The organism is Gracilibacillus lacisalsi DSM 19029 (assembly GCF_000377765.1).
Taxonomy (GTDB): domain Bacteria; phylum Bacillota; class Bacilli; order Bacillales; family Amphibacillaceae; genus Gracilibacillus; species Gracilibacillus lacisalsi.
In genome coordinates, this window is the sequence record NZ_KB898676.1 from 36,307 (window position 1) to 59,060 (window position 22,754).

Sequence of the window (22,754 nt, forward strand, 5' to 3'; positions counted from 1 at the left end):
CAATCCAATCAGACATGTATGAGGTGCACATCATGACACTAGATTCCAAAAAGATCTTATTTCTCCCTTTTTTAAATATACCTTCAGGTCATCATCAAGTTGCAGATTCCCTTATTCATGAATTGGAATTAAATGAACCAAGTATAAAGTGTGAAAAAGCAGAAATACTTTCCTATAGCTACGGAAAAATAGAAACTTTAGTCTCAGGTATTTATCTAAAATGGATTCATATATTTCCCCATGTATATAATTGGATTTATCAGCAAAGTGTTTATAAAAATATCGAACAGCCGAAAAACTTCAAGTTATATGAACTGCTTTTTTTAACTCAAATGAAACGACTCATTAAAGAAAAACAACCAGATTGTGTGGTTTGCACACATGCACTGCCATCTTATATGTTAAACGTGATGAAAGAAAAGGGGATACTGAACATACCCGTAATTAATGTGTACACTGATTTTTTTATACATCGCTTTTGGGGAACAGATCAGATTGATTTTCATTTTGTCTCCTCTCCTAATATGCAAGAACTTTTAATAAAAAAAGGAATTCCAGAACAGCGTATATGGTTTACAGGTATTCCTACCCACCATGAGATTAAGCCTAACAGCTTTCAAGTTAGGAAAGATCACACTCCCACATTGTCAATCATGGTAACGGGAGGAAACCTAGGAGTGGGTGCGATGGAAGATCTGTTACACTATATACAAACGAGTGGTAAAATTAAGTTTTATGTCTTGTGTGGAAAAAACAATGTACTGTATCAAAAACTGAAAAGATTAAATAATAAAAACATTATCCCTTTAGCATATATTACATCCAGAAAGGAAATGAATGAATTATACGATTCAATAGACGGTATTTTAACCAAGCCAGGTGGTGTGACGATCAGTGAGTGTTTAACTAAAAGAATACCCATGTTTATCTATCACGCATTACCAGGGCAAGAGGTGATTAACCTTGATCAATTACAGCAACTAGGTGTAGTTTATTACCTTAACAATTGGGACGATATCGAAAGTCAATTATTCACTTTTTTTGAAAGTAAAGAACACCTTGAAAAAATAAACAGAAACTTGGAAGATTATCACAAACAACTTGCAGAGAAAAGAATACCCGAACTTATTAAACAAATTCTGTAATTTTGTTACCAGTATCTCTCCATCATTTGCTATAATTTGTAGTGAACAACAAGAATTGCCCATTTCTGTTCATTATAGATTAAATAAGAAAGCTGGTAATAAATATGGACTATGGCAATTTATATGATACGTATAAACCATTGCTTTTTACAGTAGCTTATCAAATGATAGGTACAATTAAAGAAGCAGAAGATATAGTGCATGATGTTTTCGTGCTGTTAGAGAATGTTGATCTAGATAATATTGATAATTTGAAAGCATATTTAACAAAAATGACCACCAATAAAAGCTTGAATTATTTGAAATCGTCTATCAAGAAACGTGAGATATATCCAGGTCCATGGCTACCAGAACCTATTGTTAACCTAGATGAAAATACACCTTTAGACAATCTTCTAAAAGAAGAATCTATTTCATATGCATTTGTAGTACTTCTTCATCAACTAACTGATCTTGAAAGGTGCATTTATATACTGAGAGAAGTACTTATATTCGATTACAAATTTATTTCAGCGATATTAAATAGGTCAGAACAAAACTGTAGAAAAGTATATAGTAGAGCAAAGCAAAAATTACAAAAAATAAAACCATTAAAAAAAGCAGTTAGAGAGGAAGCAGACGAACTAGCTAAACTATTTTTACGTGCTGTGGAAAGTGGTGAATTTGATCCTTTTATTAACCACCTTGCCAGAGATGTCATACTCATATCAGATGGAGGAGGCAAAGTGCTGTCTGCTTTGTATCCAATTTATAATAAAGATCGTGTTGTTGCCTTTTTACAAGGAATTCATAAAAGAGGGAGTTTTCAAGGGCAATATAGAGTGGTGAATGTCAATGACGGTATTGGGATTCTGCAGCAAAATCAAGGTGAGCCAGTCAAATTGATTACCTTCGATTATACAGAAACCGATCTTCAACATATTTATATTGTAATGAATCCGGACAAATTACAAAAAATAGGTCACAATTTCTCCTCTTAATTTGTCTTATAAGTGAAAGCAAAAAGGGAGGAGAAGACATGGAACAAAGAATTAACTATGTGGAGGTTGCACCTGATTTAATCAAGCTTATTAGTCAATTGGAGTTGTACAAAAACCGAACAGGATTTGATAAGAAACTGATTGAATTAGTTAAAATTCGTGCATCTCAGCTTAATCATTGTGCGTATTGCATTAATATGCACACAATGGACGCTAGAGCATTAGGAGAAACAGAACAAAGAATTTATTGCCTCAGTGCATGGAGAGAGACAGAATTCTATACAGCAGAAGAAAAAGCAGCTCTGGAATTGACTGAGGCAGTTACTAACATTGCAGAGCAAGGTGTACCTGATCAAATATATCAGGATGTCCGTAAGTATTTCGATGAAAAGCAATATATCGACTTAGTAGCACTTATTATAACAATTAACTGCTGGAACCGACTATCAATCGCAAATAATAATGTTCCAGAGTGAATTTCACTGAAAATAGTTTCGAAACAGATATACTCTAGTATGTTTAATCGACATACTGGAGTTTTTTTATACATAATGAAATATTAGCTTCACTAGAATATAATGGTCATTTCCTTTATACTATGACTTACAGTATCTATATGAAAAGGTAGTGTTCAATTGAAAGTTATCACAGTTGTTGGAAACAAACCAATGGAATTAAACATTCGAAATGAAAATGATCATCGAATCCCTTTTATAAAGATCGCGCTGAAGCAAAGATTGATTTCGTTCATTGACGAAGGATTAGAATGGGTAATTATGTCCGGCCAAATGGGAATTGAACTATGGGCAGCACAAGTGATAGCAGAATTAAAAGAAGAATATCCGATAAAATTAGGCATATTCCCGCCATTTTTAGAATATGAATCAAGATGGCCGGATGTTTATCAGGAAGCATTTCTGCAAATTATCGAGCAAGCTGATTTTTATCAACCATTGTATAATGAACCATATAAAGCACCCTATCAATTTATTAACAAAGATGTATGGTTTATCGAAAAAACAGATGGATGTTTAGCACTGGTCGATGAAGAATACCCAGGTAGTGCAGGGTATATCTTGGACAAAATGAAAAAGGCTGCAGAAACTTCTAACTATTCGATTTGGTATATTACACCGAATGATTTAGAAGACATTGTCAGGGACCAGCAGGAGTATGATGCGAGTCATTTAGATTAAAAATTGACAACTTATATCTTTTTTGAAAAAATGATAATTAACGATTAAATGAGGTGGAAATAATGGCAAATCAACTAAATGGAAAAGACATTTTAGAGAAGAATTTTAAAACGGCAATGAGAGGCTATAATCAGGAAGAAGTGGACGAGTATTTAGATGTGATTATTCAAGATTACGAATATTTCCAGGAGGAAATTAATCGATTACAGCATGAAAATGAACGATTAAGAAAACAATCTGATCACACACGGATTCGTCCGAGTACGTCTAATCATCAAGTTAATTATGACATTTTGAAACGACTATCCAATTTGGAGAAAGCAGTCTTTGGAAAGAAATATGAGGAATAAACTACCATTCTATCTTCAGATTTCCATTGACTATTCCTACATTCGTGTTACAATAATGGAGGCTTAAATAAAGAGGAATGAATGTTGAAGTAATCGCTGCACATTTTCATGTGTAGAGGAAAGTCCATGCTCACACAAGCTGAGATGCTTGTAGTGTTCGTGCTTGACGAAATCATAAGTCAAGGTAACCTTTTAGAGGTTAACGGCAGGGAAAACACCTACGTCTTTAGATATGGTGTGAATACCTTGAAAGTGCCACAGTGACGTAGCTAAATAGGAAACTATTTAGGTGGAACGAGGTAAACCCCTCGAGTGAGCAACCCAAATATTGGTAGGGGCATCTTCTATTAGGGAACTCAACCGAACGAAGGACAAGCTTCGAGAGCTTGTAGACAGATGATTACTCCTTTGGTACGAGGCTGACCACCGTTTGCAGTACGACAAGGACAGAACATGGCTTACGTACATTCATTCCGGTCTTAAATAGGATTTCAAACCCCTTTCTTATTAAAAGGGGTTTTGTTGTACATAATAAGAAAAGTGCAGAGCGCCCGCATAGAAACGTAGCGGCTGGAGCTAGTCAACACTGAGATAAAGGAATCACTGAGAAAAGCGAACCGATGATCACTTATCGGAGGGCGATTCGTGAAGTCGCCTAGTTTTTGGGCGCTCGGGAGCTAGACAAGTACCTAAATTTTATACTTTCTTGTCCTATTATAAAAGAACGGTCCACAAGATGATCAAAAGGAAGGGTTTTAATAAATGACAAAAACAGTTACTTTAATTGCCACAGCAGCGATGGGATTAGAGGCGGTCGTGGCAAATGAAGTTCGTCAATTAGGGTATGAGGACGTGACGGTTGAGAATGGTAAAGTTATCTTTGATGCAGATCACCAAGCGATCGCTCGTTGTAATCTTTGGTTAAGAACAGCAGATCGTGTGAAATTACTGATAGGGGAATTTGAAGCAAAAACCTATGATGAATTGTTTGAAGGGATTAAAGCGTTACCCTGGGAACAATATATTCCGGAAGATGGGAAGTTCCCTGTGACAGGAAAATCACATAAATCAACATTGTATAGTGTTCCAGATTGTCAAGCGATTGTTAAAAAAGCAATTGTTGAAAAATTAAAACAGAAACATGGAGTTGCAAACTGGTTAGAAGAATCTGGTGCAGAATATAAAATTGAAGCGGCTCTCTTAAAAGACAAAGTAACCGTAACATTAGATACTTCAGGTGCTGGTTTACATAAAAGAGGCTACCGCATAGGACAGGGAGACGCACCATTAAAGGAAACGCTTGCTGCAGCATTAGTACAACTAACCAACTGGCGTGTAGATGAACCATTTTATGATTTGTTTTGCGGTTCGGGAACTATTCCAATTGAAGCAGCATTAATCGGGCAAAATATTGCACCTGGTTTTAACCGATCTTTCGCAGCGGAAGAATGGGAGTTTATCCATTCAGTTGTTTGGGACAGAGCTTTAGAAGAAGCGGAAGATTTAGCGAATTATGATCAACCACTCGCAATATATGGATCTGATCTTAATCCGAAAATGGTTGAAATTGCACGAGATAATGCAATGGAAGCTGGACTTGCTGATTTAGTGCAATGGAAGCAAATGCAGGCGACGGATTTTCACTCCAATGAAATCGGGGGGTATATTGTCAGTAACCCGCCATATGGTGAGCGAATTGGTGATAAAAAAGAAGTAGAGGAAATGTATCAGAAGCTTGGTGAAGTATTGAGAAATTATCCGACATGGAGTATTTACATTCTCACAGCAAACGAAAATTTCGAAGCACTATTCGGCCAAAAAGCTTCTAAGAAACGAAAACTGTTTAATGCGTTTATCAAAACGGATTATTTTCAGTATTTTGGAAAGAAAATAAAGAAATAAAAAAGTATACTATCAATGTCAACATTATTCTCTTAATCGGAAGAGTCTGCTGATATACCTAATAATACTAAACCCGTTTCATGGAATAATTGAAACGGGTTTTTGGTTATTCATTCATTTATCACGGTGCTCTTCAAGTTTCAAATAGCACAAGGCAGCTAAGTGAGGGCAAAAGCCCTACTGAAAATAAACTCACATTATCTTATCAAATTCTCAAAACCTTCTGAACCTGGTGGGGAATGCTGGATGATATCGATAAATGGTATAGTATAAGCGAATAAAATTAAGGCAATAGTGATACCAATCCACAATTTCCAATTTTCTAAGTATTGTGGTGTAGGCTCAGCATCTTCAGAAACTTCCGCAATTGGAAAACTTGCTTTTCCTTTAGGTGCTCCGAAAACCATATAGAAGAAAATATATACCATTAATACTATTCCGATAAATAGTATTGTTCCACCAATCGCCTGTGCTAGTTGATAGCCGATCCATGTATCTACTTGTTCAGCACCTGTATAGGTTGAATATGCTGATCTCCTAGGTGCCCCCAATAAACCGGCAATATGCATAGATCCGGACATGATAAACATTCCCGCACTCCAAACAATCGTTTGAATGATCCCCAGTGTATTGATTTTCTTCGTTAACTTTCGTCCTGTAAGTGATGGAATTAACCAGTAAGAGATTCCGAAGAAGGTGAGAATAACTGTTGTTCCTACAGTAAGATGAAAATGGCCCGTCACCCAAATCGTATTATGAATTACTTGGTTCATCTGGTGTGAAGCATTAATAATCCCACCTGTACCTGCAGGAATAAAAGCAAGCATCCCAACAACTGGAGCAAAGAATCGAACATCTTTCCAAGGTAATGCTTTAATCCATCCAAATAAGCTTGTATAACCTTTACTTCTCCCAGCCATTTCAAATGTAGCGAACATAGAAAATGCTGTTAATAAAGATGGTATAATAACCATAAACGTTAACACGACTTGAATGAATTTCCATAATGGATCAATTCCTGGTTCTGTTAACTGATGGTGAAAACCAACAGGAATGGAGAACATTAAAAATAATACGAAAGAAAGTCTGGCTAAAGCATCACTAAAAATTTTACCACCAATAATTTTTGGGATAATGGCATACCAGGCCATATATGCTGGTAACAACCAGAAATATACTAATGGATGTCCAAAATACCAGAATAGGGTACGGCTGACCAGAACATTTATTGTATCTACCATTCCCAGTGACCATGGGATAAACTGAATTAATACTGTTGCGGCAACCCCCAATGTTGCGATGAACCACAACAACATATTGATAACAACCATAAAGGCTAAGAGTGGTGATTTCTCACCTTTATGTGATTTTTTCCAGACTGCTAATTGCCGGAAATTTGTAAAACAAGCAATCCAACTCCCAACTACTACTAAAGCCAAGCCGATATAAAAAGTTGGAAATGCCTTTAGTGGTGCATAAAAGGTATAAAGTACATTTGCTTTACCAGTAAGAATGGTACTAGCAGTTAGCAGTGTACCAATCAGCATGGTCCAGAATCCAATCCATGCACTTAATCGTTGCTTATCCGATAGGCCGACAGTTTTACTCATTAGAGCAAATTGAAAGCCAATGATAAAGAATGTTGTTAAAACGAGTGCAAGAATCACACCGTGTGCTGTTAAAATCTGATAATAGCCAATACCAAAAGGTAAATCAAACGATCCAGACCTAACAAAAGTCTGTAACAGCCCCATTAATCCTCCTACTAGTAAAGAGATAAAAGCGACATACATATGGGCCATTACTAAACGTGCTTCTTTTTGCGGAATTGGTAAATGTTTTTCCATCATGGTTCGTACACCTCCACTGTGGCAGCCATATAATGATGACCACTGCCGCAATATTCATTACATAACAATGTATAAGTTCCCGGTTTTTGCATAATAGTTTCCAGCGTACTTATATGTCCCGGTTCTACCATCATGTTGACATTTGTTCCAGCAATATGAAATCCATGAACAACATCAGTTGAAGTAGTTTGAAACAATACTTTTGCACCAACTGGAATTCGAATCGTGTTAACAGCTTTACCGTCTTCGTCTTTCCCTAAATCATAGTAAAAACCAGAAGATAGTACATTTACGATATACTCATTTTCACCAACCTGACGTAATCCAAGATTTTCTTCTTTGAAGCTCTCATTTTCCTGTACATTTTTCGGATCAATTGTATCCATATGACTAGGCGGGTGTACCCCTTTATAAAAAGCTCCTATTGCCAGAATGACTAAAAACAAAATCAGGGATCCAACACCAAAAATTAACCATATTTTCTCATACTTATGAATATGCATCTTCAAAACCTCCTCAACGACTAATAAATATTCCAAAAACAATAAACCAGCTAATTAGAATAAAAGCCCCTAATAATAGAACAGAAATCAATGCTCCTTTTAACGTGTTATCTTGTTTTGGATTCACCATTTTTTCTCTTACTGTGTTATCTTGTTCTGGCTTCATATATTTGTTCCTCCTTCCCAAGAGACTTTCTATACTATTTATAATACTAAATAAATTCAGCAAAAACGTTGATGTATCAAGGTTTTCACAAAATAGTCACGGGTTGTGGCAACTCAAATCAGCTGTGTTTTATGAACATTTATGTTAAAAAAGTATGTGTCGATTATGTGAAGATAATAGAAAATAAAGGAATAGAGAAGAGGGTGATTATCCAAATAAAGGAAGGGTGAATGCGTGTCTGAACTAGTAAACGAAACTCTTTAACTTATATCAATCTATCTATGCATTACTTATTAGAAGTGAAAAGAACACTAGACTTCTCATCTAAAAAAATCTATACTAGCGATATAAACAATTTTGTATTCAAGATAAAAAGTTTTTACATGAGTGAGGGATTTCTAGTGAAAGACAGTGAAATATTGGCATATTTCTTAGAAAATTTGTGGTCGAAAGGATTTAAGTTAACTGATGAAGAAGTTAGCTTCATATATTTTGGGCAAAAATTCACGAATACTTCTGTAGAGCATGTCAAGCTAGCATTATCATTTACATTACAGCTACAAATGTCATTTGACAGAAGTTTTTATATCAGTTTACTTGAGTTATTTAGCCGACATAACATTCAAAATAAAAAAGAAGCCATCTTGCTTTTAACACAAAACGGCTTAATGAAATAGTTAGTTATTCAATTTTAGAGCTTTTCGGGCTAATTCATCTGCGTGCTTATTCTGTTTCTCAGGAATCCATTTCATAAAGAAATAGGGAAAAGAACTTGATAAGTGATTAATCTGATTTAAGTATGACTGAAAAACATCTTTTTTTACATAATTTCTTTCGATGGCATCAACTACTACTTTTGCATCTGATCTACAGGAAATGATCTCATCCGGAAAGCGCTCCTTACATAACTCCAACGCTTTGATAACTGCTATAAATTCTGCTTCATGGTTGGAGAATTCTCCAATAAATAGACATTCCTCCAATTGCAATTGTCCAGTTTTGATATAAATGCCAATACCACTTGGACCTGGATTTCCTTGGCTGGCAGCATCTGTATAGACTTCGATCATTATCATACCCCTAACATTTATTTCATTTATGTTCAATCTTAGGCTTTATTTTTTTGGCTAGATATAAGAACGGTGTATCTAGTGCAGATACCACAAATTTAATGATATAAGTTGTAAATAAAATACTAAGCCAAGTATTCCATTCATGGACATCATAAAATGCGATCGAACAGAAAATAAGTGTGTCAATAAACTGACTGATCATCGTGCTGCCGTTATTGCGGATCCATAGATACTTGTTGGACGGTAATAATTGCTTAATCTTACCATAAATCCAAACATCAATATATTGACTAACAACATAGGCCAGCATACTTCCAATAGCAATGTTCGGAATCAGTTCAAAGATGGTTTCCAGCGCACCTTGTGCAAAATCATCCGCATGTGGGGTAAACCGCAAGACAAATTGCATTACAATTGTCATAATCAGCAGGGAAGAGAACCCCATCCATACAGCTTTTTTCGCCTCTTTCTTACCATGATTTTCATTTAATATATCTGTAGCTAAAAATACCGTTCCATACGTGATATTACCAAGTGTAGCTACTAAACCGAGCATCTCTACTGTTTTTAATACTTGAATATTAGCGATTACAGTAGACATTCCGATCCACACAAATAAACCGGCTTTTCCAAACATTCGATACATCAATAATAATAACGCAAAATTAAGAATAGCAAATAAAATCCATAATAATTCGTTTGCCAATATTTATTCCTGCCTTTCTTCATTAAATTCTTTTCAGTCAATAAATAAAATTACCATAGTTTCAGGATTTATGTAAGAAAAGCGCAAAGCGACCGTTTAGAAACGTAGGACTTAAGGATTAACTGAGATATAGGATCACGGTGAGTTTACTTTATTTACGAATAAATATAAAAGGCGATGATTCAATCATCGCCTTGTTCATTTTCATTTATTTTTTTTCAACATTAGCAGCTTGTGGGCCTCTTTCACCTTCAACAATTTCAAAAGATACTTCTTGACCTTCTTCTAGTGTTTTGAAACCTTCTTGTTGAATAGCGGAGTAATGTACAAATACATCATTTCCTTCTTCCAACTGAATAAATCCATAGCCTTTCTCTGCGTTAAACCATTTTACTACACCGTTTTCCATGTTATCTTTCCTCCTAAAACCTTTCACGCAAAAACGTGTTAATACAAACAAGATGGCGGATAATGAAAAAGGTAGCAACCATAGAAGTATAGGATCACCATTCCATTTACTTCTATAGAAGCTACCTGATAATAATGAACCCAAACATCTTCTTTGCTTGTTACTACTATAGCTTATTTTACCAAATACGTCAAGATATTCATATGAGATAAATCCTTTGTTTACAAGGAGTAAAACCTTTTCATTTTGAAATGAACATGATATTGTAATAACAGAATTTTAGTGTAGAGGTGTTACGATTGACAATACTAATTGGCTTAACAGGATGGGGAGATCATCCCACACTTTACGATCATGCAAAGGATAGGCAATATAAATTAACTGCTTACAGTTCACATTTTCCTGTTGTTGAAGTTGACAGCTCTTTTTATGCGATCCAATCTACCGAAAATTATCACAAATGGGTGAGTGAAACACCTGAAACGTTTTCTTTTGTTATTAAAGCGTATCAAGGTTTAACAGGTCATGATCGCAAACATTTAACCAATCGTGAAGCAAAGGAATTGGTGGATGCTTTTATCAGTTCTATTCAACCAGTAATAGCTGCTAACAAATTAAATACGGTATTATTTCAATTTCCACCATGGTTTGACCTAAAACAACGGAACATAAAGAAAATTAGAAAGATTAAACAATGGATGGGCGATATTCCAATAGCGATTGAATTCAGAAATCGAACTTGGTTTGATGATCATCAACCAGAAACATTGGCATTTTTAAAAGACATAGGGGTAACACACGTCATATGTGATGAACCTCAAGCAGGAGAAGGATCTGTCCCGACCGTTTTAGAGACAACAAATGACCGCGTATTAATCCGATTCCATGGAAGAAATATTCATGGATGGAATAATCACGGTCAAGAAAATTGGAGGGAGGTTCGCTTTTTATATCGTTATAATCAAACAGAATTACAGGAGTGGGTGAAACGCATACATGAATTAAATAAACAAGCAAAAGAAATAACGATATTATTTAATAATAATTCAGGTGGAGATGCCGCTGATAATGCTAAACAATTATTGGATTTACTCGATATAACGTATCAAGGATTACATCCTAAACAGATCGACTTTTTTGATTTAATCTAGTATGACTCGTTTCGCTCCTAAGTATCTTTCTGACCAATAACTCATACTTAACTCACTAATATCTACACCGTTAGATTCACTGGCATGAATAAATTTATCATCGCCCAAATAAATACCAGCATGGGATGGACCTGGTTTATATGTTTCAAAAAATACAATATCTCCCACGGACGGTTGTTCAACTTGCTTGGTTGCATTCCATATTTCACTCACAGTCCGTGGGAGGCTTGCTCCTAGTTGATTAAATACGTACTGTAAATAACCACTGCAGTCAAACCCTGAAGTAGATGTGCCGCCCCACCGGTATGGTGTGCCAAGATGATCTTTCGCACTGGAAATGATTTGACTGACGCTTACGGATGATGCAGAAGATGACGTATTTTCTTCCGGTACAGAACCTTCTTGATCAGCTGCTTCCGAACCTTGATTAGTCGTGTTGGCTGATTCCGCGGAATCCTGTTCGGTTTGTTCTACTTCCACTGATGCTATTTGTGGCGTTTCAGCTTTCTCTTCGTGTATCTCTGCTTCAACATGGTGGATTTCCATTCCTGTATCCTGTTTATAAGCTTTTACTGCCTCGTTTGATTTTTCACCATATATACCATCTATATCCTCGCGATAGTAACCAAAATAAAATAGAGCTTCCTGCACCTCTTTAACATCATCTCCACGATCACCAATAGAAAATATAAGTTCATGTTCTTCTAATATGTCTTCATAATAAGCTTCTTCCTTGTTTATGATGGTTTTTATAGTATCTTGATCCGCTTTACCACTCTGGTCCATTAAATGATCTTCTTGGAATTTCTTTAATGCATATTCTGTCAAAACACCAAACTCTCCATCAATAGAAGAATCATAGTACGATAATCTTTGTAATTTATGTTGCAATACCCGAACCGATTCATGCTGCATCCCGTATTTCAGCACGTTCGATTGCTCTAATATCTCGTTCTGCATCATAGGATAGGCATCGACATAAAAAGAAAAAGGCTGGCTAAATGCAAAGCTGTAAGCGACGGAGTGTTTTACTACTCGTGATATTTGATCTTGTAACAACATAAAACCACCCCTTACGAAATAATTACTTACAGAAAAATTTATGTTAAAATGGGGAAAATATGATCTTAAGTTAACTTTGTTACGTATTTGTAATAAAGTGAGACTTCCATCAGTAGGATTGACCCTAATATGATGGGTAACGCTGTAGTAAATGATGGCGAGGAAGGAAGATGAAAGATGTCTATAAGTGAGCAAAACTATTTAGATTTATGCAGAAAAGTACTTGCGGAAGGGACAAAGAAAGATGATCGCACCAACACTGGTACGCTATCGATATTTGGGCATCAAATGCGCTTTGACTTACAAGAAGGATTTCCGTTACTAACAACTAAAAAAGTGCCTTTTCGTTTAATTGTTAGTGAGTTATTGTGGTTTATTAAAGGGGATACGAATATTCGTTACCTTTTAAAGCATAATAACAATATTTGGAACGAATGGGCTTTTAAAAATTGGGTGGAAAGCGATGAGTACGATGGACCTGATATGACAGATTTTGGTCATCGTTCACTACAGGATTCCGAGTTCAAAAAAACATATGATCAGCAAATGGACATATTTAAAGCTAACATTTTAGAAGATGATACTTTTGCAAGCAAATTTGGGGATTTAGGCTCGGTATATGGAAAGCAATGGCGAGCTTGGAAAACGTCACAAACAGAAACAATTGATCAACTAAAAGATGTGATCGAAGCCATTAAACATAATCCATACTCGAGGAGACATATTGTTTCGGCATGGAATCCAGAAGATGTTCCAAGTATGGCACTACCGCCATGTCACACCCTTTTTCAATTTTATGTAGCAGATGGTAAATTAAGCTGTCAGTTGTATCAACGAAGTGGTGATATCTTTTTAGGTGTACCGTTTAATATTGCTAGTTATGCGTTGCTCACCGTATTAGTTGCTAATGAATGTGGCTTAGAGCCAGGGGAATTTATTCATACATTCGGTGATGCACATATTTATGCCAATCATCTTGAACAGGTAAAAACACAATTAGAACGCGAGCCAAGAGCATTACCAACGATTTCTATCAATGAAGGTGTTTCCCTCTTTGATATCGAACTCGAAGACATTAAGCTAGAAAATTATCAACCACATCCTGCTATAAAAGCACCAGTCGCAGTATAAAAGGAGGAGCAAAAATGATCTCACTATTATTTGCAATGGGCAAAAATCGCGTGATCGGAAAAGATAACACATTACCATGGCATTTACCTAACGATCTTAAGTTTTTTAAAGAATTAACAACGTCAAATGCGATTATTATGGGAAGAAAAACCTTTGAGTCGATGAATGGACCTTTGCCAAATCGTGATAATATTGTATTAACGACTAATAAAGAGTTTGAACATGAACAATGCCAAGTCATTCATTCCGTCGATACAATTAAAGAAATGGACAAGGCAAATCCAGAAAAAGAATGGTTTGTGATCGGTGGCGAAGAGATTTTTAAGCAAGTGCTTGATTTTGCAGATCGAATTTATATGACCTATATTGAGGAAGAGTTTGAAGGCGACACGTTTTTCCCTGACTTTGATGAACAAGAGTGGCATCTAACAAAGAAAGAAAAAGGTAAAAAAGACGAGAAAAATCGCTACGATTATTACTTTATTCAATATGATCGGAAAAAGTAACCCTATTTTTATCGTTAACCAAGACAAGCACGATAAATCATGATAAGATAAAAGATGATAATAATTTGATATACATAAAGGGGCGCATAAAAAATGTTATCTTCTATTGGTATTCCTGGGCTGATTTTAATATTAGTTATAGCATTAGTGGTTTTTGGGCCGAAGAAATTGCCTGAAATCGGTAAGGCTACAGGGGAAACATTGCGTGAATTCAAAAAATCCGCACGTGATTTGACAGATGAAGAAGTAGAGAAAAAAGAAAACAATTCGTAATTTTTTGACCAATAAATGAGGTGGATGTCATGTTATCTAATATTGGCTTTCCGGGGTTATTTTTAATATTAGTTATTGCATTGATTATTTTTGGCCCTTCGAAATTACCAGAGATCGGTAAAGCTGTTGGCCATTCTTTACGTGAGTTTAAAAAAGCTACTAATGACATTATGAATGATGATAAAGATAATTCAGGCAAATAAGGTATAAAAAGATGTAAAAGACATTCTTTTACATCTTTTTCTTGCACGTTAGTAAAGCTTAAAATGTAGCAAAAACAGTAATACAACGCAGCAAAAATCTGAATGCATAAATTACGAGTAAAACGATGGCTTTATCAGTACTTGGTGAAAAGCCACGACTTTCGTTACATATATCACTTGCTTATGATGAAGGGACGTTTAAAATGAAGCAAGACAAATCATTACCAAATGAGAAGGAAATGGGTTATTTAGATCATTTCGCTGAATTACGCAATCGGCTGTTATGGACCGCACTAGTATTTGTATTGTTTTTTATTGGTGGACTTTATTTTGTCGAAGATATTAGAAATTTCTTTTTAAATGATATAGACATCACATTAAATCTCATTTCACCTGAAGAAATTATATGGATCATTTTCATGATAGCTTTTATTGTTGCCTTCGCTGCAACATTACCATTTCTATGTATGCAATTATGGTTATTCGTTAAACCCGGTTTAACAAAAAAAGAGCGACGAATTTCCTTGGTTTATATTCCAGTTATTTTTATTTTATTCGTATCTGGACTTACCTTTGGTTATTTCATCTTTATACAGCTCATTCTTCCATTTGTTTTATCTTTAAATGATGGCATGTTTGATACGATGTTTACTGTAGAAAACTATTTCCGCTTTATATTTAAAGTGACATTGCCATTTGCTGTATTCTTTGAAGTTCCGGTTATTACGATGTTTTTAACGAGTTTAGGGATTGTTACACCACAATTTTTAAGCAAAACAAGAAAGTACGGTTATTTTATCCTTGTCATTATCGGAACCATGATTTCACCACCAGATTTTATTTTGCAAATTGTCGTTGCGATTCCGTTAATCATACTGTATGAAATCAGTATCATGTTATCACGAATAGTATACCGCAAAAAGCAAGAACAGCATCGTGAATTTATGGAAAATTAACACGAGGGATTGAGGAAACGTATGAAGTCTTTTTATCACTTTATGATGCGTTATCGTGGAAATAAACAACTTGATGATGCTCGAAGGTTAGCTGATTGGATGTTTTATGATCATGACTTTCCCAAGCATTCTCACGATTATTATGAAATTAGCAGTTATCTGGAATGGCACACTCCTTTTCCAGAAGCGATTGCAACATATGATCATTTATGGGAGGCGTATATAGATGAAGAAAAGCCATGAGTGTCGCTAATCACTCATGGCTTTTCCTACTCATGCAATAATTCTATTGCTACAATATTTTCAATTGGGACTTTTCGTTGTAAAGCTGCTTCTTGAATAGTTAGCTTTCTTGCGATTGGGTCTATTTTAATAATATGGCCAATAGCGGACTTAAAAGAGCTATTTTGGTAGTAGTTTAGTGTTATCTTTTGTTGAGCATGTATAGCTTGCTGTACCGTTAACTCCATTTCGTTGACGTAATCTTCGTCTAAAATAGGCTTTTCCTTAAGGGGTTCGTCAGCAAAGAAGTCTTGAAGCATTTCAACATGCTCAGGCAACATTAAAGAAGCCCATTTTATTTTACCTCGATCATGTACCAAACAAATCACCTCAGTATGATTATACACGAACATTCGTTCTTGATCAATAGACTTCGATCACCTGTTCGTGTATAATAAATAGTGAAAATATGGAAGGGATGTGAAGGCGACTATGAAGATTTTACACACTGCAGATTGGCATTTAGGAAAGATTGTTCATGGATTACACATGACAGAAGATCAAGGTAAAGTTCTCCAGCATTTGATTGAAATTATCGAAGCAGAAAAACCGGATGTAATCATCATTGCAGGTGACCTTTATGATCGAGCAGTGCCACCAAGAGAGGCTGTTGATTTATTAAACTCATTTTTTACTACAGTATCCGTTGAAATGGAGATCCCGATCGTTGCTATTTCTGGTAATCATGACAGCCCTGATCGACTCGGGTTTGGAGCAAGTTTGTTTCGATCCAAACAATTATATTTAGCAACATCCATGGAGGATGTGTTTCAACCCATACACTTTAACGATGGCCAACATGATGTTTATTTTCATTTAGTGCCTTATATCGAACCAGAACAAGTGAAGCACTATTTTCAAGACGATTCCATCGCAACACATCAAGAAGCGATGGAGCGGATAGTGAGAGAGATTGAAGTACAAATGACGGATCAAGCTCAACATATTTTAGTTGGACATGCCTTCGTTGCAGGCGGAATGGAATCGGAGTCTGAAGAAAGACTCACGATGATTGGTGGTACTCCTTATATCGATGCTTCTATATTTAAATCTTTTGATTACATTGCCTTAGGCCATCTTCATCAACCTCAAAAAATAAAAAGTGATTTTATCCGGTATAGTGGATCAATCATGAAATATTCCTTTTCAGAAGCAAACCATAAAAAATCTGTTGCCATCCTAGAATTAAATGGTACTGAGAAAACAGTATACACGATTCCTTTAAACGCGCCCAAAGACTTACGAATTGTCGAAGGTTACTTTGAAGAATTATTAGCGGAAAAAGTAGCGAAAGCGACCGAAGATTACTTGCAAATAAGGTTGCTAGATGATGGACAAATCATAGATCCTGTCACAAAACTTCGTAAGCTTTTCCCTAATATTTTACGGTTAGAACGAAAACAACATGTAGTTCATCAATCTCTTAAAGAAATTCAATCAATAAAGGAAAAACAGAAAATGACCCATGAACAACTATTTGCATCGTTTTACAAAGAGATCAAAGGATCGGAACTTTCCGCAGAGCGGGCGAAATATGTACAAGACGTGATACAAAAAGTTATGGTAGAAGAGAGGGAGAAATAACATGCGCGCTTTAAATCTTGAACTAACCGCATTTGGTCCCTATCGAAAACAACAACAGATAGATTTTACCGATTTAGGGGAAGAGCCGATATTTTTGATTACCGGTCCAACTGGTGCTGGGAAAACAACGATTTTTGATGCAATTTGCTATAGTTTATATGGCAAAGCTAGTGGAACTGACCGAGATCAGGATGGATTTCGTAGTCACTTCGCCAATGTTTCTGAACTGACATCCGTTTGTTTCACCTTTGAATTACATCATAAAACGTATCGTGTTATTCGTAGTCCCAAACAACAAAAACCGAAAGCAAGAGGAGAAGGGTATACAGAAGAAGCGGCTAGTGCAAGTCTTTATCTTTATAATCAAGAGCAGCAATGGGAACTAATCGTTTCGAAAATAAAAGATGTCAATGAAACGATCGAAGAAATGATCGGTCTTGATTACGAGCAATTTAAGAAGATGATTATGATTCCCCAAGGCGAATTCCGTAAATTAATCTCTGAAAATAGTAAAGAACGCGAAGAAGTACTACAAAAAATCTTCCGGACTTATTTCTATAAAAATATTACTGATAAATTAAAGGAACAAGCCAAAGCTTTGGAAGAACAATTAGAAAGGCTAAATTGGCAATATCAGCAAGAGTTAAATAAGCTCCATAATGAAATAATCGATCCTGACTCCGATAAAAAGATAAACGAACAGTTAGAAAGTCACTATCTCAGGCTAGAAGAACGAAAAGTAACACTAACGAAGGAACTAGAGCAAGTAAACAACCAATTAACTTATATACATGAACAATATTACCAGCAAAAAAAACTCGTAGATCATTTTCATGAGTATGAACAACTGCTAGAAAAGCAGAAATTGTTACAACAAAAGCAAAAAGAAATAGATTTATTACATGAAAAACTTGAACTGGCAAAAACAGCTGAAAAAATAAAGCCTTTAGAAGAATTAATGCAGACAAGGCAACAAGAGTGGCAAGCTCAACAACAGAAGCTTGAAGCTCTAACCAAACAACAGCAGGAAATGCACATTCATTTCGAACAAACTAAAGATAAATATGAAGGAGAGCAAAAGAAAGAGAAAGAACGTGAAGCTTTACAATTTCAATTTAAAGAGCAACAGCAATTACTAGCGAAAATGGACGAATTGGAAGCTGCCGGAATAGAATTAAATAAATTGGACGAGACAAGAAAGCGAATAAAAGAAAAACAAAATTTATTAGAGAATAAAGTGAAAGAACTGGAAAAAATGAAAGAAACGAGTTACGAGATCAGAGATAAGATCCATGAATTAAAAAGCATCTTGCAACAACTACATCATGACAAAGAACAACTACAACGAAAAGCGATGGATATGCGAGATTTAAAGAATGAATATCGAGAGTTACTCGTATTAAGAAAAGATTATCAGCAATACCAAAACGTAGTTAATAAATTGCAAACAAAAGCTGATGCACAGGCAAAGAGATGTGAACAACTTGAACAGGAAAGAAAAAAACATTTTGCAAGTTATTTGGCAGCATCAATAGAAGATGGAGATGCTTGTCCAGTCTGTGGATCTGTTCATCATCCTGAGCTCGCCAATATAGAAGATTCCACCATCTCGGATGAAATGATTGAACAAGAGACCCAATATCTTACTACGTTACAAGAAGAAACTAAAAATATGCAAATGACACTTCTACAAATTAAAGAGCAAGGTGAAGGGAAAAGGCAAATTGTTACACGGTTAATGCAAGCATTAGATATCGATACTGAACAGGTTACAAAAGAACAATTGCAACAAATGGATACATGTCTACGCGAAAGCATTCAAAACAAGAATAAAGAATCAGAAAAGCATAACAATAACCTTCAAGATTTAAAAAAGCAGTTCAACCAAATACAAACGGCCATCAAGGATTATGATCGATTAAAACAAGAATTAGCGCAAATCCAAGATAAGTATCAGGAATTAAGTAATCAATATCATCAAATACATGCTAAATATACACAGCTTCAAGCACAACTGCCAGCAGATGTGGAATCACCTGCTGCTTTTAAGCAACAAGTTATGAAATTGGAAAAGAAACTCAATGATAAAATACAGCAGTGGAAAAACATCCAAGCTCATTATGAAAAAACGATCGAAGATAAGAACAAGGTGGACACTCAATATCAGGAGGCAAAACAGTTTACAAATCAGTTACAAGAAAAATACGTACAACAAGAAGAAAAATTTCATCAAGCTCTTGCCAATTATCAATTTGCCTCCATTACGGACTATCAACATGCACTGCTTCCTTTTGATAAGCAACAAAAAATAGAACAGGAGATATCACAGCATAATGAGCAAAAAAATCTAGTAATAAATCGATTAGGCAATCTAAAAGAATGGATAGACGATACAGAAAAACCTGATTTAACAAAAATAGAAGAAAAGATAGCACAAGTGGAAAAAGATAAAGATGAAAAGAATAAACAGATCCAATCTATTGTATTTGAAATCGAACAGTTAGTTGATACGGTTCGCAATATAAAAGAGTTAGAAGAAAAAATGAAGGAAATAAACGATGATTATTATCACATCGGAGAGTTAGCTGATCTAGCGAGAGGTGATAATACGGCAAGACTTTCATTTGAACGATTTGTACTATCGACTTTTCTGGATGAGATATTGTTACAGGCAAATATACGTTTGGATCAAATGACAGACCATCGTTATCAATTAATTCGAAGTGAAGAGTTGGCAAAACGTGGTGCACAGAGTGGTCTTGATCTTGAGGTGCTTGATCACTATACCGGTAAGAAAAGATCAGTAAAAACCCTTTCTGGTGGAGAAGGCTTCAAAGCGGCTCTTAGCTTGGCATTAGGAATGGCTGATATTGTCCAAGCACATGCAGGCGGTGTACAATTAGATACGCTATTTATTGACGAAGGGTTTGGTACGCTTGATGAAGTATCACTGGAACAAGCTATTAAATGTTTGAAAGACTTGCAGCAAGATCACCGAATCATCGGCGTTATTTCCCATGTTGCACAATTAAAAGAGGAAATTAAAGCAAAACTAGTAGTGGAGTCATCTCCTAATGGTTCTACTGCGAAGTTTAGAATAGGCTAAAAACACGCATAATGATACAAAATTCAACAAAAACAATATAAATGCTGTCAAAACATGCGCTTACCCAGGAAATATTATTTGTCATCAAATGTTCATTTCCCGTTATAGAAATCATCCTTTTCATCCTATATGATAAAATTATCAATAAAGGCACCGAGGAGGAATATTGATGTTATCAGCAGTACTTTTTGGTCTAGTAATAAGTGGTTCCCTTGCAATAATTATTACAGCAGATGTTATATCAGAATAATAGATTTATAGAACAGTGGTATACACGTGCTTCACAAAGCGCTTGTATACCTTTTTTATCAGATAGAAAAGTATATAATCCGCGGAATGATAGTGTTTTTGTATCGTTTTGTATCGTAGGTGGTCATTTTGAAATGATATGTAGACGGAAAGCGAAGCAGCGGTTGTTACGCCCAATATCCATCTCAAAATAACTACTTTGGACAGGACCGGGTGGGCTTTCCCGGTTTTTCTTAAATATTTTGTTTGCCTATACCATTCTGGACAAATGAACATATACTATATCAACATGCTATACGGAAGGAGAATGTATATGTTTCGACCACCAAACCAACCACCTATGTTCCCACAACAAAACATACCAACACAGGGACTCTTTCCTCGTGGTCCGGTTCCAAATCAAATGACAAATCCAACTGGGCTGCAAGGAATCTTACAACGGTTCTTACCATCACAAGCTTCTAACATGACTCAGGCAACAAATATGGCAGCAGGTAGCGGTTCTAATTTAATGGGAACGCTAAATAATGTGCAACAAGTTTTAAAAGTAGCACAACAGGCGACACCACTAATCAAAGAATATGGACCGATGATCAAGAACGCGCCAAAATTAATCAATATGATGAAGGCATTAAACGAAATAAATGAAGATGAAGATGACACGGAGATTGTGGATGATGAGGAAGAAGAAATAGAGGAAGCGGAAGAAGTAACGATAACGGAAAGCAGCTCATCTTCCCAAAAACAAGCGAAAACTAATGCTAGTCCAACTCGCACAAGCGAATCACAACCAAAACTGTTTATTTAGAAAAACGTGGTATTCGCCTTACCTATTAACGACTATCAAAGTACTACTTATTTTTTCGACCTTCAAAGTTTTCACTACGTTGAGTTAATCAACGCTAAAATTTTATAATTTCCAGTACAAAACAGACCACTTGCATTTTTTTCCGACTAAGAGCACAATAAAAGTAATCACGTTAAGTAGGAGGCTTTTTCATGACAAAGCAAGCTCTCGAGAAAGCAATTTTTGCAGGTGGCTGTTTTTGGTGTATGGTGGAACCATTCGATGAGCAACCAGGTATTGAACAAGTGGTATCTGGCTATACAGGTGGAGGCAAGCCTAATCCAACATATGAGGAAGTGTGTACCAATACAACAGGTCACCGTGAAGCAGTTGAAATTACGTATAATCCAACCATTTTTCCCTATCAAAGGCTATTAGAGATTTTCTGGCAGCAAATCGATCCGACTGATCCTGGTGGCCAATTTCATGATCGCGGTGAATCCTATAAAACCGCCATCTATTATACAAATGATGAACAAAAAAGATTAGCAGAACAATCTAAGCAAAACTTGGAAGAAAGTGGTATGTTTAGTGATCCTATTGTGACAGATATATTACCTGCCAAACCTTTTTATCCAGCAGAAGAAGAGCATCAGGATTACTATAAAAAACAGAACTTTCATTATAAGATGTATAAAAAAGGTTCAGGAAGAGCAGATTTTATTAAAAGAAACTGGGGAAAACATTACTCAAAAGAAGAGTTAAAAGAACGCCTAACTCCGATTCAATATCATGTTACACAAGAAAATGGTACAGAAAGGCCATTTGACAATGAATATTGGAGTAACGATGAAGAGGGGATATATGTAGATATCGTGAGTGGTGAACCATTGTTTTCAACCACTGATCAATATGATGCAGGCTGTGGATGGCCTAGTTTCACCAAACCGTTAAACCGTAACAGGATTGCAGAAAAACTAGATACATCACATGGTATGCGAAGAATTGAAGTCAGAAGTGATGAGGCTGATTCTCACCTCGGGCATGTATTTGATGATGGACCGATTGACAAAGGCGGAATGAGATATTGTATTAACTCCGCAGCTTTACGTTTTATTCCCAAGCATAAGCTGAAAGAAGAAGGTCTTGAAGAGTACCTGGCATTATTCGAATAACTTCCCGTT

The 22,754-nt window shown here is 35.8% G+C and carries 26 protein-coding genes and 1 other RNA gene; 19 read left to right on the forward strand and 8 right to left on the reverse strand.

From position 1 onward, the window contains the following. Nucleotides 1-32 precede the first annotated feature (32 nt). The 7 genes from D569_RS0117630 (at nucleotide 33) to D569_RS0117660 (ending at nucleotide 5,573) form a co-directional block, all read left to right on the forward strand. Nucleotides 33-1,145 (forward strand): MGDG synthase family glycosyltransferase, encoded by a 1,113-nt coding sequence (locus D569_RS0117630; protein ID WP_018933758.1) that lies wholly within the window; start codon nucleotides 33-35, stop codon nucleotides 1,143-1,145. Nucleotides 1,146-1,249: 104 nt separating this feature from the next. Beyond that, complete coding sequence (locus D569_RS0117635) at nucleotides 1,250-2,125, forward strand: sigma-70 family RNA polymerase sigma factor (RefSeq protein WP_018933759.1); 876 nt, start codon at nucleotides 1,250-1,252, stop codon at nucleotides 2,123-2,125. Nucleotides 2,126-2,163: 38 nt separating this feature from the next. Then, a complete protein-coding gene (locus D569_RS0117640) occupies nucleotides 2,164-2,601 on the forward strand; it encodes a carboxymuconolactone decarboxylase family protein (RefSeq protein ID WP_018933760.1) in 438 nt (145 codons plus the stop codon). Nucleotides 2,602-2,760: 159 nt separating this feature from the next. After that, nucleotides 2,761-3,321, forward strand: a complete 561-nt coding sequence (locus D569_RS0117645) for an SLOG family protein (RefSeq protein WP_018933761.1) — start codon at nucleotides 2,761-2,763, stop codon at nucleotides 3,319-3,321. Between the two features lie 62 nt (nucleotides 3,322-3,383). Further along, nucleotides 3,384-3,671 carry a cell division regulator GpsB gene (gpsB, locus tag D569_RS0117650; RefSeq protein ID WP_018933762.1) on the forward strand — a complete coding sequence of 96 codons (288 nt, stop codon included), beginning with the start codon at nucleotides 3,384-3,386 and terminating at the stop codon, nucleotides 3,669-3,671. An 80-nt stretch (nucleotides 3,672-3,751) separates the two neighbouring features. After that, nucleotides 3,752-4,137, forward strand: an RNA gene (gene rnpB / locus D569_RS24120) — RNase P RNA component class B. 296 nt (nucleotides 4,138-4,433) lie between these two features. After that, on the forward strand, nucleotides 4,434-5,573 hold the full coding sequence (locus D569_RS0117660) for a THUMP domain-containing class I SAM-dependent RNA methyltransferase (protein WP_018933764.1): 1,140 nt from the start codon (nucleotides 4,434-4,436) through the stop codon (nucleotides 5,571-5,573). A 197-nt stretch (nucleotides 5,574-5,770) separates the two neighbouring features. Here the strand turns inward: D569_RS0117660 and D569_RS0117665 are convergent, their stop codons facing one another. From D569_RS0117665 to D569_RS24125, 3 genes are read right to left on the reverse strand one after another with little or no spacing between them, the layout of a single operon-like run. Continuing rightward, nucleotides 5,771-7,423, reverse strand: a complete 1,653-nt coding sequence (locus tag D569_RS0117665) for a b(o/a)3-type cytochrome-c oxidase subunit 1 (protein WP_018933765.1) — start codon at nucleotides 7,421-7,423, stop codon at nucleotides 5,771-5,773. Further along, nucleotides 7,420-7,926: a cytochrome c oxidase subunit II gene (locus D569_RS0117670; RefSeq protein ID WP_018933766.1), complete on the reverse strand. Its 507-nt coding sequence runs from the start codon at nucleotides 7,924-7,926 to the stop codon at nucleotides 7,420-7,422. The genes D569_RS0117665 and D569_RS0117670 overlap by 4 nt, the downstream gene beginning before the upstream one ends. Before the next feature lie 13 nt (nucleotides 7,927-7,939). Beyond that, nucleotides 7,940-8,092 (reverse strand): cytochrome c oxidase subunit 2A, encoded by a 153-nt coding sequence (locus tag D569_RS24125; RefSeq protein ID WP_018933767.1) that lies wholly within the window; start codon nucleotides 8,090-8,092, stop codon nucleotides 7,940-7,942. Between the two features lie 401 nt (nucleotides 8,093-8,493). Between D569_RS24125 and D569_RS0117680 the strand changes: the two genes are divergently transcribed. Further along, nucleotides 8,494-8,769 carry a DUF6123 family protein gene (locus tag D569_RS0117680; RefSeq protein WP_018933768.1) on the forward strand — a complete coding sequence of 92 codons (276 nt, stop codon included), beginning with the start codon at nucleotides 8,494-8,496 and terminating at the stop codon, nucleotides 8,767-8,769. Here D569_RS0117680 and D569_RS0117685 read toward each other — a convergent pair whose 3' ends face one another. The 3 genes from D569_RS0117685 to D569_RS0117695 form a co-directional block, all read right to left on the reverse strand. Continuing rightward, nucleotides 8,770-9,162, reverse strand: coding sequence for a ribonuclease HI family protein (locus D569_RS0117685; protein ID WP_018933769.1), 393 nt, complete (start codon nucleotides 9,160-9,162; stop codon nucleotides 8,770-8,772). It abuts the gene before it with no gap. Between the two features lie 22 nt (nucleotides 9,163-9,184). Continuing rightward, complete coding sequence (locus D569_RS0117690) at nucleotides 9,185-9,871, reverse strand: queuosine precursor transporter (RefSeq protein WP_018933770.1); 687 nt, start codon at nucleotides 9,869-9,871, stop codon at nucleotides 9,185-9,187. Between the two features lie 208 nt (nucleotides 9,872-10,079). Beyond that, a complete protein-coding gene (locus D569_RS0117695; protein ID WP_018933771.1) occupies nucleotides 10,080-10,280 on the reverse strand; it encodes a cold-shock protein in 201 nt (66 codons plus the stop codon). Nucleotides 10,281-10,579: 299 nt separating this feature from the next. On the opposite strand from D569_RS0117695, the gene D569_RS0117700 reads away from it, so the two are divergent. Further along, nucleotides 10,580-11,431, forward strand: a complete 852-nt coding sequence (locus D569_RS0117700; protein WP_018933772.1) for a DUF72 domain-containing protein — start codon at nucleotides 10,580-10,582, stop codon at nucleotides 11,429-11,431. Here the strand turns inward: D569_RS0117700 and D569_RS0117705 are convergent. Further along, nucleotides 11,423-12,493: a C40 family peptidase gene (locus tag D569_RS0117705; protein ID WP_018933773.1), complete on the reverse strand. Its 1,071-nt coding sequence runs from the start codon at nucleotides 12,491-12,493 to the stop codon at nucleotides 11,423-11,425. The genes D569_RS0117700 and D569_RS0117705 overlap by 9 nt on opposite strands. A gap of 177 nt (nucleotides 12,494-12,670) precedes the next feature. On the opposite strand from D569_RS0117705, the gene D569_RS0117710 reads away from it, so the two are divergent. From D569_RS0117710 to D569_RS0117735, 6 genes are all read left to right on the forward strand, one after another. Then, nucleotides 12,671-13,624: a thymidylate synthase gene (locus D569_RS0117710; RefSeq protein ID WP_018933774.1), complete on the forward strand. Its 954-nt coding sequence runs from the start codon at nucleotides 12,671-12,673 to the stop codon at nucleotides 13,622-13,624. A 14-nt stretch (nucleotides 13,625-13,638) separates the two neighbouring features. Beyond that, a complete protein-coding gene (locus tag D569_RS0117715) occupies nucleotides 13,639-14,130 on the forward strand; it encodes a dihydrofolate reductase (protein WP_018933775.1) in 492 nt (163 codons plus the stop codon). 93 nt (nucleotides 14,131-14,223) lie between these two features. Further along, a complete protein-coding gene (locus D569_RS0117720; RefSeq protein ID WP_018933776.1) occupies nucleotides 14,224-14,403 on the forward strand; it encodes a twin-arginine translocase TatA/TatE family subunit in 180 nt (59 codons plus the stop codon). Between the two features lie 29 nt (nucleotides 14,404-14,432). Further along, nucleotides 14,433-14,606, forward strand: a complete 174-nt coding sequence (locus tag D569_RS0117725; protein WP_018933777.1) for a twin-arginine translocase TatA/TatE family subunit — start codon at nucleotides 14,433-14,435, stop codon at nucleotides 14,604-14,606. A 125-nt stretch (nucleotides 14,607-14,731) separates the two neighbouring features. Beyond that, entirely contained in the window at nucleotides 14,732-15,562 is an 831-nt protein-coding gene (tatC, locus tag D569_RS0117730) for a twin-arginine translocase subunit TatC (protein ID WP_018933778.1), read from the forward strand. Between the two features lie 21 nt (nucleotides 15,563-15,583). Continuing rightward, entirely contained in the window at nucleotides 15,584-15,805 is a 222-nt protein-coding gene (locus tag D569_RS0117735; protein ID WP_018933779.1) for a YozE family protein, read from the forward strand. A 26-nt stretch (nucleotides 15,806-15,831) separates the two neighbouring features. Here D569_RS0117735 and D569_RS0117740 read toward each other — a convergent pair whose 3' ends face one another. After that, entirely contained in the window at nucleotides 15,832-16,164 is a 333-nt protein-coding gene (locus D569_RS0117740) for a YolD-like family protein (protein ID WP_018933780.1), read from the reverse strand. 112 nt (nucleotides 16,165-16,276) lie between these two features. On the opposite strand from D569_RS0117740, the gene D569_RS0117745 reads away from it, so the two are divergent. The 4 genes from D569_RS0117745 (at nucleotide 16,277) to msrB (ending at nucleotide 22,745) form a co-directional block, all read left to right on the forward strand. Next, nucleotides 16,277-17,428, forward strand: coding sequence for an exonuclease SbcCD subunit D (locus D569_RS0117745; protein ID WP_018933781.1), 1,152 nt, complete (start codon nucleotides 16,277-16,279; stop codon nucleotides 17,426-17,428). A gap of 1 nt (nucleotide 17,429) precedes the next feature. Continuing rightward, the gene (locus tag D569_RS0117750) at nucleotides 17,430-20,534 is read left to right on the forward strand and encodes an AAA family ATPase (protein ID WP_018933782.1); all 3,105 of its coding nucleotides are present in this window, start codon (nucleotides 17,430-17,432) and stop codon (nucleotides 20,532-20,534) included. A 562-nt stretch (nucleotides 20,535-21,096) separates the two neighbouring features. After that, nucleotides 21,097-21,591, forward strand: a complete 495-nt coding sequence (gene vrrA, locus D569_RS0117760; RefSeq protein ID WP_018933783.1) for a VrrA/YqfQ family protein — start codon at nucleotides 21,097-21,099, stop codon at nucleotides 21,589-21,591. Between the two features lie 191 nt (nucleotides 21,592-21,782). Further along, nucleotides 21,783-22,745: a peptide-methionine (R)-S-oxide reductase MsrB gene (msrB, locus tag D569_RS0117765; protein ID WP_018933784.1), complete on the forward strand. Its 963-nt coding sequence runs from the start codon at nucleotides 21,783-21,785 to the stop codon at nucleotides 22,743-22,745. Nucleotides 22,746-22,754: the final 9 nt, after the last annotated feature.

Excerpts from the sequence above, each read along its gene's own strand:
- D569_RS0117630 (WP_018933758.1), top strand. The coding sequence starts at position 33 with ATGACACTAGATTCCAAAAAGATCTTATTTCTCCCTTTTTTAAATATA.
- D569_RS0117715 (WP_018933775.1), top strand. The coding sequence starts at position 13,639 with ATGATCTCACTATTATTTGCAATGGGCAAAAATCGCGTGATCGGAAAA.
- D569_RS0117695 (WP_018933771.1), bottom strand. The coding sequence starts at position 10,280 with ATGGAAAACGGTGTAGTAAAATGGTTTAACGCAGAGAAAGGCTATGGA.
- vrrA (WP_018933783.1), top strand. The coding sequence starts at position 21,097 with ATGTTTCGACCACCAAACCAACCACCTATGTTCCCACAACAAAACATA.
- D569_RS0117745 (WP_018933781.1), top strand. The coding sequence starts at position 16,277 with ATGAAGATTTTACACACTGCAGATTGGCATTTAGGAAAGATTGTTCAT.
- D569_RS0117635 (WP_018933759.1), top strand. The coding sequence starts at position 1,250 with ATGGACTATGGCAATTTATATGATACGTATAAACCATTGCTTTTTACA.
- D569_RS0117670 (WP_018933766.1), bottom strand. The coding sequence starts at position 7,926 with ATGCATATTCATAAGTATGAGAAAATATGGTTAATTTTTGGTGTTGGA.
- D569_RS0117725 (WP_018933777.1), top strand. The coding sequence starts at position 14,433 with ATGTTATCTAATATTGGCTTTCCGGGGTTATTTTTAATATTAGTTATT.
- D569_RS0117750 (WP_018933782.1), top strand. The coding sequence starts at position 17,430 with ATGCGCGCTTTAAATCTTGAACTAACCGCATTTGGTCCCTATCGAAAA.
- gpsB (WP_018933762.1), top strand. The coding sequence starts at position 3,384 with ATGGCAAATCAACTAAATGGAAAAGACATTTTAGAGAAGAATTTTAAA.
- D569_RS0117665 (WP_018933765.1), bottom strand. The coding sequence starts at position 7,423 with ATGATGGAAAAACATTTACCAATTCCGCAAAAAGAAGCACGTTTAGTA.
- D569_RS0117720 (WP_018933776.1), top strand. The coding sequence starts at position 14,224 with ATGTTATCTTCTATTGGTATTCCTGGGCTGATTTTAATATTAGTTATA.
- D569_RS24125 (WP_018933767.1), bottom strand. The coding sequence starts at position 8,092 with ATGAAGCCAGAACAAGATAACACAGTAAGAGAAAAAATGGTGAATCCA.
- D569_RS0117685 (WP_018933769.1), bottom strand. The coding sequence starts at position 9,162 with ATGATCGAAGTCTATACAGATGCTGCCAGCCAAGGAAATCCAGGTCCA.
- D569_RS0117735 (WP_018933779.1), top strand. The coding sequence starts at position 15,584 with ATGAAGTCTTTTTATCACTTTATGATGCGTTATCGTGGAAATAAACAA.
- tatC (WP_018933778.1), top strand. The coding sequence starts at position 14,732 with ATGGCTTTATCAGTACTTGGTGAAAAGCCACGACTTTCGTTACATATA.
- D569_RS0117705 (WP_018933773.1), bottom strand. The coding sequence starts at position 12,493 with ATGTTGTTACAAGATCAAATATCACGAGTAGTAAAACACTCCGTCGCT.
- D569_RS0117640 (WP_018933760.1), top strand. The coding sequence starts at position 2,164 with ATGGAACAAAGAATTAACTATGTGGAGGTTGCACCTGATTTAATCAAG.
- D569_RS0117710 (WP_018933774.1), top strand. The coding sequence starts at position 12,671 with ATGTCTATAAGTGAGCAAAACTATTTAGATTTATGCAGAAAAGTACTT.
- msrB (WP_018933784.1), top strand. The coding sequence starts at position 21,783 with ATGACAAAGCAAGCTCTCGAGAAAGCAATTTTTGCAGGTGGCTGTTTT.
- D569_RS0117660 (WP_018933764.1), top strand. The coding sequence starts at position 4,434 with ATGACAAAAACAGTTACTTTAATTGCCACAGCAGCGATGGGATTAGAG.